Annotated in this window: 11 protein-coding genes; 4 read left to right on the top strand and 7 right to left on the bottom strand. The window is 61.0% G+C overall.

The annotated features are described in order from the left end of the window. Positions 1-43 precede the first annotated feature (43 nt). Positions 44-1,015, top strand: a complete 972-nt coding sequence (locus P0D71_RS27490) for a potassium channel beta subunit family protein (RefSeq protein ID WP_091795676.1) — start codon at positions 44-46, stop codon at positions 1,013-1,015. Positions 1,016-1,233: 218 nt separating this feature from the next. Beyond that, positions 1,234-2,079 carry a 23S rRNA (adenine(2030)-N(6))-methyltransferase RlmJ gene (locus tag P0D71_RS27485; protein ID WP_408483077.1) on the top strand — a complete coding sequence of 282 codons (846 nt, stop codon included), beginning with the start codon at positions 1,234-1,236 and terminating at the stop codon, positions 2,077-2,079. Positions 2,080-2,194: 115 nt separating this feature from the next. Here the strand turns inward: P0D71_RS27485 and P0D71_RS27480 are convergent, their stop codons facing one another. The 4 genes from P0D71_RS27480 to cueR form a co-directional block, all read right to left on the bottom strand. Further along, positions 2,195-3,235 (bottom strand): ABC transporter substrate-binding protein, encoded by a 1,041-nt coding sequence (locus P0D71_RS27480; protein ID WP_408187011.1) that lies wholly within the window; start codon positions 3,233-3,235, stop codon positions 2,195-2,197. Between the two features lie 276 nt (positions 3,236-3,511). Then, a complete protein-coding gene (locus tag P0D71_RS27475) occupies positions 3,512-3,865 on the bottom strand; it encodes a hypothetical protein (protein ID WP_408483076.1) in 354 nt (117 codons plus the stop codon). A 227-nt stretch (positions 3,866-4,092) separates the two neighbouring features. After that, positions 4,093-4,239 (bottom strand): DUF3563 family protein, encoded by a 147-nt coding sequence (locus tag P0D71_RS27470; RefSeq protein ID WP_091795685.1) that lies wholly within the window; start codon positions 4,237-4,239, stop codon positions 4,093-4,095. Positions 4,240-4,540: 301 nt separating this feature from the next. After that, positions 4,541-4,963: a Cu(I)-responsive transcriptional regulator gene (gene cueR / locus P0D71_RS27465; RefSeq protein WP_408187018.1), complete on the bottom strand. Its 423-nt coding sequence runs from the start codon at positions 4,961-4,963 to the stop codon at positions 4,541-4,543. A gap of 121 nt (positions 4,964-5,084) precedes the next feature. Here cueR and P0D71_RS27460 point away from each other — a divergent pair, with 121 nt between their 5' ends. Together P0D71_RS27460 and P0D71_RS27455 are read left to right on the top strand one after the other, a co-directional pair. Next, on the top strand, positions 5,085-5,324 hold the full coding sequence (locus P0D71_RS27460) for a heavy-metal-associated domain-containing protein (protein ID WP_091795691.1): 240 nt from the start codon (positions 5,085-5,087) through the stop codon (positions 5,322-5,324). A 13-nt stretch (positions 5,325-5,337) separates the two neighbouring features. Then, on the top strand, positions 5,338-6,258 hold the full coding sequence (locus P0D71_RS27455) for a dTDP-4-dehydrorhamnose reductase family protein (protein WP_408483075.1): 921 nt from the start codon (positions 5,338-5,340) through the stop codon (positions 6,256-6,258). A 115-nt stretch (positions 6,259-6,373) separates the two neighbouring features. Here P0D71_RS27455 and P0D71_RS27450 read toward each other — a convergent pair whose 3' ends face one another. Genes P0D71_RS27450 through imuA form a run of 3 tightly spaced genes read right to left on the bottom strand, consistent with a single transcriptional unit; the run spans position 6,374 to position 12,517 of the window. Further along, on the bottom strand, positions 6,374-9,967 hold the full coding sequence (locus tag P0D71_RS27450) for an error-prone DNA polymerase (RefSeq protein ID WP_408483074.1): 3,594 nt from the start codon (positions 9,965-9,967) through the stop codon (positions 6,374-6,376). Between the two features lie 5 nt (positions 9,968-9,972). After that, a complete protein-coding gene (locus P0D71_RS27445) occupies positions 9,973-11,778 on the bottom strand; it encodes a Y-family DNA polymerase (RefSeq protein ID WP_408483073.1) in 1,806 nt (601 codons plus the stop codon). Further along, a complete protein-coding gene (imuA, locus tag P0D71_RS27440) occupies positions 11,678-12,517 on the bottom strand; it encodes a translesion DNA synthesis-associated protein ImuA (RefSeq protein ID WP_408187016.1) in 840 nt (279 codons plus the stop codon). The genes P0D71_RS27445 and imuA overlap by 101 nt, the downstream gene beginning before the upstream one ends. Between the last annotated feature and the right edge of the window lie 301 nt (positions 12,518-12,818).

Below are 12,818 nucleotides of genomic sequence, written 5' to 3'. Positions count from 1 at the left end.
TTTTCAGCGGGATTCCGGTGGCATCACCAACAAGGAGGAATGCATGAATTATCGACGTCTGGGCCGCTCCGGCCTGCAAGTCAGCGAACTGTCCATCGGCTCGTGGGTCACCTACGGCAATCAGGTCGACAGCCGCGCTGCACGTGAATCGCTGGCGGCCGCACGTGACGCGGGAGTCAACTTCTTCGACAACGCCGAGGTGTATGCCGGCGGCCAATCCGAAGAAATCATGGGGCAGGCGCTCAAAGAATTGGCGTGGCCGCGCGTGAGCTATGTGGTGTCGACAAAATTTTTCTGGGGGCTCGCGGAAGCGCCGAACCAGTACCACACGCTGAACCGCAAATATCTTCTGAACGCGATCGATTCGTCGCTCAAACGTCTGCAACTCGACTATGTCGATCTGGTGTTCTGTCATCGTCCGGACCCGAACACGCCGGTGGAGGAAACCGTCTGGGCCATGAGCGACATGATCACTCGCGGCAAGGCGCTGTACTGGGGCACGTCCGAATGGAGCGCCGATGAAATCCGCGCCGCTTATGACATTGCGGAACGGCACCATCTGCACAAGCCGGTCATGGAGCAGCCGCAATACAACCTGTTCCACCGCAACCGCGTCGAGCAGGAATACAAGCGGCTCTATGAGGATATCGGCCTTGGCCTGACCACCTGGAGCCCGCTTGCGTCCGGCCTGCTGACCGGCAAATACCGCGACGGCGTGCCGGCCGACAGCCGCGCGCAATTGCAAGGCTACGACTGGCTGCGCAAGCAGGTCACCGACGCGGGCAAGAACGACGTGGTCGGCAAGCTCGGCGAAGTGGCTGACGAGTTAGGCTGCACGGTCGGCCAGCTCGCGATAGGCTGGATTCTGAAGAATCCCCATGTCAGCACGGTAATCACGGGGGCGTCGCGGGTCGAACAGATCGGCGAAAACATGAAGTCCGCCGAAGTGGCCGAGCGGATCACGCCTGAGATCAAGGAGCGGATCGAGGCAATTATCGGCGACGCGCACGACTGACAGGGCCGGCCACTGAACGCGTAACATGGATCCGGCGGATCGCAGCCAGTAACGTGTTACGCGGCACTCACTGCAAAGCGCCGGTGCGCAACGCGGCCTCGCGTACAATACGCGACCGCGCTGCACACCGGCGCCATATGCCCGCTGTGCAGCCGCAGTGCATCTGCAGCGCCGAATCCGCCTTGGAGCGGCACGCCCTCTTTCAGCGTCTCCTCATCATGCTCAGCTACCGCCACGCCTTTCATGCAGGCAATCACGCCGACGTTCTGAAACACGCCGTCGTATTGCAACTCCTGCGCTACCTCGGTCAGAAGGACAAATCCTACTGGTATATCGACACGCACGCGGGCGCCGGTGTCTATTCGCTGAAGGAAGGTTACGCGACCAAAACCGGCGAATTCCAGACCGGCATTGCCAGATTGTGGGAGCGCAACGATCTGCCGCCCATCTTCGCCGACTACGTCGACGAAGTGAGCGCGCTCAATCCGGACGGCCAGTTGCGCTTTTATCCCGGCTCGCCGTATATCGCGTGGCGGCAGATGCGTGAACAGGACCGCATGCGTCTGTTCGAACTGCACACCACCGAGATCGACGTGCTGCGCCACAATTTCCGCGACGCAGGCCGCCGCGCCATGCTGTATGCGGGCGACGGCTTCGAAGGCATTCTCGCCTTGCTGCCGCCGGCGCCACGGCGCGCGCTGGTCTTGCTCGATCCTTCGTATGAGGACAAGCGCGACTACACGCGCACGTTGCGCAGCGTGGAAGAAAGCCTGAAGCGTTTCCCGACCGGCACGTATGCCATCTGGTATCCGCAAGTGAGGCGCCCTGAATCGCAGCGTTTCCCCGATCAGTTGAAGAAACTGCAGGAGCGTAACTGGCTCCACGTGAGCTTAACGGTCAGCAACCCGCCGGAAGACGGTTTTGGACTTTTCGGCAGCGGCATGTTCATCCTGAACCCGCCGTACACGCTGGCGAAAACACTGAAAGACCAGATGCCCTGGCTCGTCAAGGTGCTCGGCCAAGACAAGGCCGCACAGTTCAAGGTCGAGTATCGCGGCGACTGAGTAGTTGCTCGGCGCGCGCTGCAAGCGCGAGTAGCTCGCCGAGCCACGTGGGCCCTGTCGCCGGTCACGCGCAAATATCGCGCGCAGAGCCGGCTGCCCGCTCCGTCATTCCCGCCTACTTGAGCTGCGCCGCGGCCTTGTGGGCGAAGTCGTTGGTATAGGTCGCGTTCAGGTCGATCTTTTTCGGGTCGAGCCGGGTATCGAACGAGGACAGCGCGCGTAACGAGGTCGCCGGGCCGTCCGCGGGCATCAGTCCGTCCGGGGAGTAGGCGTCGCGCACATTGTGGAAAGCCTCCACATAGAGCGCCGGGTCGTTGAGCAGATAGGCCGGCGGCACCATTTTCAGCAGATCCGCATCGCTCGCGGTCTGCAGCCAATGATCCGCGCGCACGATTGCATTGGCGAGCGCCTGGGTAGTCTTCGGATACTTCTGGATGAAACTGTCCGACGCATAAAGCGTCGCCGCCGGCATCGTCCCGCCGAACACCTCTTGGGTACCCTTCACCGTGCGCGTATCCACCAGTATTTTGATCGCGCCGGTGCGAGCCAGTTTGGTCATCATCGGATCGACGTTGGAAAGCGCGTCGATCTGCCCGCCGCTCACTGCCGCGAGCACCGAGGCGCCGCTGCCCACACCGATCGCCGATATCTCGTTGCGCTGCACGCCCGCTTTGCGCAAAGCCACGGTGAGCACGAGATCCGTCGACGAACCCGGCGCACTCACCCCGACTTTCGCGCCTTTGAAGTCCGCCATCGTCTTGAGTTGATCCGCCTTCGACTTCAGCACCGCGACAACGATCTGCGGCGCGCGCCCCATCAATGCGAAGGCCCGGTAGTGCTGCCCTTTCTCCTGCATGAACAGCGTGTGCTCGAATGCGCCCGCGCCCACGTCGGCACTACCGCCCACCACCGCTTCCAGCGCTTTCGATCCACCCGCGAAGTCTTCGAGCGTGACATCGAGGCCTTCGTCCTTGAAGTAGCCCAGCTGTTGCGCGGCGAGTACCGGCAGATAGTAGAGACCCGGCAGACCACCGACGGCCATCGTCAGCGCAGGCTTTTCCGGTGTCTCTTTGGCGAGCGCGGCGGCAGGCAGCGTGGCCAGCGCAAGCAGCGTGACGCAGGCGCTGGCGGCCTGTCGCATCCAGTAAGTCGGCATTCAATGTCTCCTTATTCTGTTTTTCGTTCAATTCGGCAACCGCGCGATCGATGCATGGCCAGAGCCGCCGGCGAAAGACCGCGCGATGATTGTCGTCGGACGGTTTCGCCCGCGCCATGCGCCCAAACCCCAATGGCGCGGGCCACGAGGGCTCGTCACTGGCTCGAAAGCACAGGTGTTGCCGCGAGCGTCCTCCCGGTGGCCCGCGCAATAGCCGCTCACCGAGGCATTAGTGGAGGTGAAGAAGAACCGCCGGCAACAATCGCGCGCGAGCGCTTATTGCGAACGAGGCGCTGGATGAGGCTGTGGCTGTGGCTGAGTTGGCCGCGACGTGGCCCCGCCTACGGGCAGCGGGATATAAGGCGCAACCACGATCGGGATCGACGAGTTCGGCGCCAATTCGGTCGGTGTCGCGATGGGCTGCGCTTCGACGATTGGCTGCCGTGAAAGCGGCGCGGTCTGGAGCACGGTTCCGCTCTGACCGTCGCTGATACCGTTTTGGGAGTCGAGAATCACCGGCTTACGCGTGTTGGCCGACACAGCAGAAGCGCTCGACGCGGCAAAAACCATTGCCAGGGAGGCTGCAATGGTCAAGACCAGGAGTAATTGGTGCTGGCGGGCAGATGGCATGAGCGGGCCGGTTGAGTTTGAGAAGCCGGATTGCGCAGGAAACGCTTTACCTTACCGCGACGGTAGCTACGAAGCTAGTCGATATTCGCCACGAGTAGCTTCCGGGCGCCGCCCGACCTGAATTTTCAAAGCCCAAATGTGACAAAGCCCCGCATAGACGGGGCTCAACACTTTACTGCCATGGCCGCGCAATAGCGCTACCGGGTCACACTTGATGCATTTGAAACTTACAGCGAGTAGCCGCCGGTTTCGAGCGAACGGATGCGCTGTTCGAGCTGGACGATATCCGAAGACGACGCCAGGTACTCTTCACGACGGGTGCGTTCAGCAGTTTCAAACCAGGTGCTCAGCTTTTCAAGTACGTATGCAAACATGATGTTCTCCAAGGATCAGATTGAATCCCCGGTGGATTGGGCATCAGGGATTTCCCGTAAAAGGGTTAACCCGGATTATAGACCTATGGTGCAACCATGCTAGTGAAATGCCCGCATGACGTGCATTCCGTTTTGGAATGGTGCACGAGCATGGTGCGTGCAACTTATTGATTTTGCTGAATTCAACTCGACTTTTTGTCATGTCTGATCTCGCCCCTTATTTTGAAGCACAACATTGGTGCTTAACCCACTCGGGCGCCACCTAACGCAGCCTTCGGGTAGCACCGGACGTCGCAAGACATTAAATCGGATGACAACCCTGCCCCGCAACCAGGTCGGAGTCGGCAAGCCGCTCGATAATTGGACAATCGGGGCGATCATCGCCGTGGCAATGGTCGGCCAGGTGCGCCAACGTGTCGCGCATGTCGGTCAGTTCGGCAATCCGGCGATCAAGGTCGGCAACGTGTTCCAGCGCAATTTTCTTCACTTCGACACTGGCGCGGGAGCGATCGTGCCACAGCGCCAGCAGCCGTCGAATATCTTCGACCAGAAAGCCGAGCCGTCGCGCCTGACGGATGAACCGCAGCGAATGAACCTCCTGCGGGCCGTATACGCGATAGCCGGCACTCGTGCGCGCTTTCGCCGCCAGCAGGCCGACGCTTTCGTAGTAGCGAATCATTTTCGCCGTGACGCCCGACGCGCGGGCCGCTTCGCCGATATTCATGGCCGTTTCCCCAGTGTGAGAGTCGATCCTACACCTTCCCATAATGGGAAGGTCATCACCCAATTGCGGATCGGCAGGCATAATTCAACTGGCGCACTATCCATTTTCCGAGGCAATCCCAATGACGATCGAATTCCAGGTTGAAGGTATGAGCTGCCAGCATTGCGTCGCGGCGGTCACGAACGCAATCCGCGAACACGATGAAGCCGCGCAAGTCCAGGTGGACCTGAGCGCCGGGCGCGTGACGGTCGAATCGGCGCAACCGGCCGAGACGCTGAAGGCCGCCATCGACGAAGCCGGCTACACGGTGACGAACGTGACAAGCCGCGCAACGACGAACGCGTCCGGCGCAGTCCGTTAAGCGAGTTCACGGCATGTTCAAAGTTGCTGTCATCGGCGCCTCCGGGCTGCTAGGCCGCGCGCTCGCAGACGAACTGACCCAGCGGGCCGGCTGGCAAGTGGTGGCCACATCGTTTAGCCGGCCGGCGCCGGGCACAGTCGCGCTGGACATTCGCGACGCGCGGGCAGTCGAGCAGTTCGTCGAGCGCGAAGCGCCGGACGCGCTGGTGGTTGCCGCGGCGGAGCGCCGGCCGGACGTGTGCGAGCATGATCCGGCGCTGGCCCGCGCGCTGAACGTCGAGGCAGTGCGCACCCTTGCCACGGCGGCAAACCGGCGCGGCGCATGGACACTGTCGATCTCCACCGATTACGTGTTCGACGGCACGCACCCGCCCTACGAGCACGATTGCGCGCCGGCGCCGCTCAATGCCTACGGGCGCAGCAAGCTCGAAGGTGAGCGCGCGCTGGCTGAATCGACCGATCTCGGCTGCGTACTGCGCTTGCCGCTGCTGTACGGACCGATCGTCGGTTGGGCGGAGTCGGCCGTGACGAGCCTCGTGCCGGCGATCGCAGCATCGGCTGCGCCGGCTGCCCAACCTGCGGTCATGGATGCCTGGGCGATCCGTTATCCCACCTTCACGCCGGATGTCGCGTTCGTGATCCGGCAGATGCTCGAACTGCATGCACGTGGTGACGCAATTCGCGGCATCGTGCAATGGTCGGGCGACGAACCGATGAACAAGTACGAGATCGCGGTTCGCCTTGCCGAGGCGCTGCAACTCGACGCGCACCTGACACCGCAACGCACGCCGATCGATGCGACGCCGCGCCCGCATAACTGCCATCTGGCTTCGACCCGGCTCGAGGCACTCGGGATTGGCCGCCGCACGCCGTTCGATACGGCGATACGGCAAGTGTTAAGCGCTTTTCCATGGCACGGTGACGCGCGCGCGTAGAACGTCGTGTCGTGCGGGTGAGACTGGCCACGCCAGATCGCCGTATTCTGATGTGTACGACGCGGCTGGCGCGACGGTCCGGCGTTAAGGCGCGCTTGCCTGCGGCAAGCCTGCCTCAGTGAAAATCACGGCTTGCCGTCGCCAGTTCACCGAGCCATTCGCTGTGGTCCTCAAGGCGATGGGCGACGAGATGGATCACCTCGCCCCGGTTTTTCTGTTTCGCCTTGCCTGCCTGACTTTCGCGAACGTCATGGCCCGCATGGTCGCCGCCGGTAGCCACACCGTCGTCGCGTTGCAAAACGCCGTATACCGCCAGCAACGATGCGCCCAGCAAAACCTTGCGCTGCTTCTCCACCAACGACGGCCAGACGATCACGTTGATCGAACCGGTCTCGTCTTCGATGGAAACGAACACCGTGCCATTTGCCGTGCCAGGCCGTTGTCGCACGGTCACGATGCCGCATGCTCTCGCGAGCGTGCCGTGCTGACAGGCGGCGAGTTCGGCGGCCGTGCGAAAACGCTGCCGCGCAAGACGCGCGCGCAATAGTGCGAGCGGATGACGATTGAGCGTGAGGCCGAGGCTCGCATAATCGTCGACGATTTCGCGGCTTTCGGCTGCCTGCGGCAATGCCAGCGGCGCTTCGGCGATCGGCGCGTCGCGTAGCAATTTGGGCACTGTATGCTGCGCCGTCACAGCCCACCACGCTTCGCGTCGATGTCCCGCGATACTGACCAGCGCGTTCGCCGCGGCAAGTGCTTCGAGATCGCGCCGCGTCAAGGCCGCGCGGCGCGCCAGATCGTCGACATCGGCAAACTGCGCCTCGTTGCGAGCCGCCATGATGCGTTGCGCGGCCCCTTGCGCCAGACCTTTGATCAGATGCATGCCGATACGCACGGCGGGACCGCGAGCGCCATAGGTGCCGGACGGCTGAAACACGCGAGCCGTCAATCTCCGTGCCGCGCGCCGGATCGTTCTGCTGACCGTCAGATGCCGCAGCGAAAGATCGCGCAATTGCTGCGCAGATAGTACGGTCTGCTGACGATGCAAACAGGTCTCTTCCGCGGAGATCCGCTGCCCTTCATGATCGCGCCTCTCGAATGTCGACTCCCAATCGCTCAAAGTCACGTCGGGCGGCAATACCTTGACGCCGTGCCGCTTCGCGTCCTGAACCAGTTGCGATGGCGAGTAAAACCCCAGCGGTTGACTGTTCAGCAAACCCGCCAGAAAAGCCGCCGGTTCATAGCGCTTCAACCACGCGCTGAGATAGACGAGCAACGCGAAGCTCGCCGCATGGCTCTCTGGAAAACCATACTCGCCGAAGCCTTCAATCTGTTTGCAGATGCGCTCGATGAACGCCGGCTCATAGCCACGCTTGAGCATCCGCTCGTTCAAATCCTTCTGATACTTCGCAAGATTGCCACTGCGTCGCCATGCGGCCATGGCACGTCGCAACTGATCGGCCTGCTCACCGGTATATTCGGCCGCAACCATCGCCAGATGCATCACCTGTTCCTGGAAAATCGGCACCCCGAGCGTACGTTCGAGCACGGGACGCAGTTCGTCCTTCGCGTAGTCGACCGGTTCGAGCCCCTGCTTGCGGCGCAGATAGGGATGCACCATGCCGCCCTGAATCGGCCCCGGCCGCACGATCGCCACTTCGATCACGAGATCGTAGTACTTGTTGGGCTTCAGGCGCGGCAGCATGCTTTGCTGCGCACGCGATTCGATCTGGAATACGCCGATCGTATCGGCATGGCCGCACATTTCGTAGACGGCCCGATCCTCGCGCGCAATATCCTGCACCCTGAACTTCGGAAAACCGCGCCTCAATGCGACGAACTCCAGCGCGCGCCGGATCGCCGACAACATGCCGAGCGCCAGCACGTCGACTTTCAGCAACTTGAGCGCGTCGATATCGTCCTTGTCCCATTCGATCACGCTGCGGTCTTTCATCGTGGCGTTTTCGATCGGCACGAGCCGCGACAGCTTGTCTTTCGCGATCACAAACCCGCCGACGTGTTGCGACAGATGACGCGGAAAAGCGCGCAACTCTTTGGTCAAGCGAATCAGATTCTGCGTGATGTGCGAGTTGGCGTCGAAGCCCGCTTCGGCCAGATATCTGGCGACCGCATCCGTGCCGTCCCACCATTGTTGCGACTTGCTGATCCGCTCGATCAACGACGCCTCGAGACCCAGCGCCTTGCCCACATCCTTTAGCGCGCTACGCGCGTGATACGTAATCAGCGATGCAGTGAGCGCCGCCCGATGGCGGCCATACTTCGTGTAGATATATTGGATCACCTCTTCACGCCGCTGATGCTCGAAGTCGACGTCGATATCAGGCGGTTCGTTGCGCGCGCGGGAGATGAATCGCTCGATCAGCATGTTCATGTGCACCGGATCGATTTCCGTCACATGCAGGCAGTAACAGACGATCGAATTCGCCGCCGAGCCTCGCCCCTGACAGAGAATGTTTCTGGAGCGCGCGAAACTCACGATATCGTGCACCGTCAGAAAATACTTTTCGTATTTCAGATCGGCGATCAGTGCCAACTCTTTTTCGATCTGACCGATTCGCTTCAGGTCCATGCCTTTGGGCCAGCGCTCCATCGCGCCGGCCATGACCAGCTTGCGCAGATAACTCGATGGCGACTCGCCGGCGGGCACCAGTTCCTCGGGATACTCATACTTGAGTTCATCGAGCGAGAAGCGGCATAGCGCAGCGATACGCAGCGTTTCTTCCAGCGTATCGCGCGGATACAGTTTGCCGAGCCGTACACGCGTACGCATATGCCGCTCCGCATTCGCTTCGAGCGCGTGACCGCACGCCGATAGCGGCGTGACGAGGCCGATGGCGGTCATCGTGTCCTGCAACGGCTTGCGCGATCGCGCATGCATCAGAACGCCACCTGCCGCGACCAACGGCAACCCACTCGCTTTTGAAATCATGCGCAAGGCGTCGATCTGAAGATCGTCGCTACCTGTCTGCCAGAGTTCCAGTGCGATCCACGCCCGTTGTGCAGCGAACGATGCAAGCCAATGCGCGCAACGCAGCGTATGCGAGAGCGTCGCCGTACGTTGCGGCACGAGCATCAGGATGCAATCGGGCAGCGTCTTCAGATGTGCAAGATGGGGCAACGCATCGGTAAAGTCGGACGGACCGAGCCGATAACTGCCTTTGTCCGCGCGCGATCGAGCCAGTGTGATCAACTCGGAAAGATTGCCGTAACCGTTGCGATTGGTTGCTAGCGCAACCAGGGTGCAGAAGGGTTCGCCGGTATCGTCGGTCAGATTGAGTTCGCTGCCGATGATCAGATGAGGGAGGGGTTTTAATGCCTCGGATTCCTCGGGTTCCTCGGGTTCCGAGGTTTCACGTTCTGCTGCTCCGGTTTCCGACGTACCTTCCGAAGGCGCTTTCGATTGCGCCGTCTTTGCCTTTGCCTTGTCCTCGCGCTCTTTCTGCTGCCGGTCCCGCTCGTCCTTGAGCTCCCTCAACGCCGTATGAGCTCGAACGACGCCTGCCAGCGAACATTCATCGGTGATCGCGAGCGCGCTATAGCCGCGCGACATCGCCTGCTCGACGAGCTCATGAGGATGCGAAGCGCCACGCAGGAAAGAGAAATTAGTCAGGCAATGCAACTCCGCATACGCCGGCAAATGCGTGGCGAGTGCCTGCTGCGCAAGGAACGATGGCGGCGATAGGGGCATGATGTTCAGCCGAACAAACCTTGTAGATACCACTCGCCGCTAAGACGTTCGCGGTAGACCCAGAACATATGACCGCGGTCATCGGCCGCGACGTAGTAATCGCGCTCGACAGTGTTGCCGTCCCACCACCCTGCTTCGATCCGTTCGGTACGCGTGAGCATTTTCAGCGGCCGACGATAGATCGGCCGCTGGTCGCGCATCATCAGGCGCAACGGCTTATCGAGCATCCAGACCGGGCGAGGTTGAGAAGGCAACGCGCTGTCGGGTAAGTCGAGGGATGCCTGCGCGTTACCGGCTTGCGGTGTGGATGTGCTGGTGTTTTTTGCGTTATTTGTTCTGGATAGGAGTCGGGTTGCCTGGGTTGCCTGGGTTGCCTGGGTTGCCTGGGTTGCTTGCGTAGCCTGCGTGGCCGTCTCGCCGTCTTCATGCCTTTTTTCCGCTGCAGCGTGCCGCAACTCATCGGTCAGCCAGGTTTTGTCCGCTTTGACTTTCGACCGGGACTTAGCCGGCGAGCGCTTCTTGCGTGAAAACGCTTGCGCCTGGTAGGCTTCGACGCGCATTGCCCGCTCGGGACGATGATCGTCCCGCACCGACATCTGCAGCACATTCTCCGGCCCCAACCGCGCGCTCAAGCGTTCAAGCAGACGCGCAATCGAATCGCCGTCCGATTCGGGCATGGGAAACAACGTGTCCGACTGCCCGGCATATTCACTGATCTGATCCGCAACCAGCTTCAACTCGATAACCGGTGCCGCCAGCACCGTCTGATTCAACTTTTCCCGCAGCAACCAGATCAGGTGCTCTGCATCGCGCGACGGTATGGCCCAGGCAACCTTCAGGCTAGATGTCTTCGGCGCATGACGGGATGCCAATTCATGCTCGAGCAGCAACGTATAACCGCTGAGCGCTGCATGATGCGCGCTCAGCCAGCCGGCCAATTGCACAATCAGCCGACGCGCGGCGAACAGCAAGGCATCCGCGTTATCGACCCGCGAGGGTAATTCCAGTTGCGCGTGGAACGACGCCGGCGCACGAAACGACTCACGTGGATCCGGACGCGTGCCATACGCCTGCGCCAGCAGATCCAGAACTCCGCTGCCGAAACGTCGCACGACACCCGAGCGTGGCAACTGACGCAAATCGGCCAGCGTCGCGCAGCCGACATGCGAAAACGCATCGCGATGCGCCGGCGTGACCGGCAGCAGCGATACGGATAAACCATCCAGCACACGCGCGAGTGAAGTCTCCTTCACCACATGCCAGCGACGCCCCTGCTGAACGCAGCGCGCCTGCGCCAACAGCCACGCCCCCCAGGCGGTCGGCGCACAGGCAATACGCGCCGTATAGCCGAACTCCGCCACCGTGGCAGACACCCGCGACAACAACGCGTGCAAGCCGCCGAACAATCTCAACCCCGAACCGACTTCGAGCAACAGGGTATGCGCGTCGGCGAGAGACACTTTCGGTGTGTACGTGAGCAATGCAAGCGCGATTGATTCGAACGACTGAGTTTCGCGGGCGGGATCGGCGGCAAGCAGTTCAAGCTCCGGCGTCAACGCCAACGCATAGGAACGCGATTGACCCGCCTGCACACCGGCGCGCAGGGCGTCGAAATCCGGCATCAGAATGTGCGCATGATCGGCTAATGCGTAACAACGCCCCTCACGGATTTCTTCGACATTGTGAGGTTGGTCTGCCTCGTCGCGCGACTCACGTCGATTCGGCTTCGCGAGCGAACCATCCGGGAGCGGCATAAGAGGCTTCACCGCTTCCAGTGACAAGAGTGGCAATGTGACTGCGATCCACAGCATGTTTGATCTTGAGTCCTTGATGGCTGCCGACTCCGTTTTCCGGCAACAAACCGCTTTGTAAAGGCAAAACGAGTCGAAGAGGTTCAGCTGGCGGCGGCCCCCGGCGCTTGAAGATGTCGATCGACAAACCGATCTCCTGTAGCCATTGACGACGGTTGATCGTCTGCGCATTGGCCGGCAAGAGCGGCTCGCAAATCATTCGCAATGGTGCTGGGGAAGATTGCCTGGCTGCCTCGACAGGCCGGATCAAAAATGCCAGCGACGCCGACTCCTGAGCCGCCACTTGCAGGCGCCGGACCTTGTCGGCGCGCGCATTCGGCAACCAAACCAGGACCGCGCCGATGCCATCTTGCTTCAAGGCCTGAGCGGCGGCCCACAGGGCCTGGTCTTCACTCGAGCGCACCCATAAGACTCGCTCGACATCGACGCCCCAAGCCCTCAATGCGGCGGCGCATGGTTGATACGGAGGCGCCACAAGCATGACATGCCGCTCGGCTTGCTTCGTCAGATGACAAAGCGCATGAGATAGCAGACGTACTTCACCCACGCCACCATGTTCGATCAACAATTCCGTCAACCCACCGGCCGACCAGCCTTGTCCCGGCAATAACCGATCCAACGCGGCATAACCGCTGGAGATCACGCGCGAATCCGCCTCGGCAAGCTCATTGCCCTGCCACACCTGACGCCGCAATTGAGACGACAGCGCGGTCGTCGCCAGCTGAATCGCTGCTGCCATAGACACGCTCTTGAATAGGGAATGCTCCGCCCTGCCCGGCACCGGGCAAGCATGAGTCGACGATCTTTCACTGTATATTTATACAGTATTTTGAGATGAATGTTAAGACAGAGGGAGACTACGCGATGCGCGTAGGAGAAGCTTGAGGGAGGGGACGAAACTGTTTTTTGTGGCAGCTTTATATTTTCTTACAAGAGCTATTTTTGCTTTAGCTTGAGCGATTTGAAAGGATGAGAATCGAGTATGGGTACCGAAACGATCACACGAAACTGAGGCGTTGCTTGCAGAAGTCGACAAAGCG

The organism is Paraburkholderia sp. RL17-383-BIF-A, assembly GCF_046028015.1.
Classification (GTDB): domain Bacteria; phylum Pseudomonadota; class Gammaproteobacteria; order Burkholderiales; family Burkholderiaceae; genus Paraburkholderia.
The sequence above is the reverse complement of the archived record's forward strand: the minus strand, read 5'-3'. Positions and strand labels throughout refer to the sequence as shown.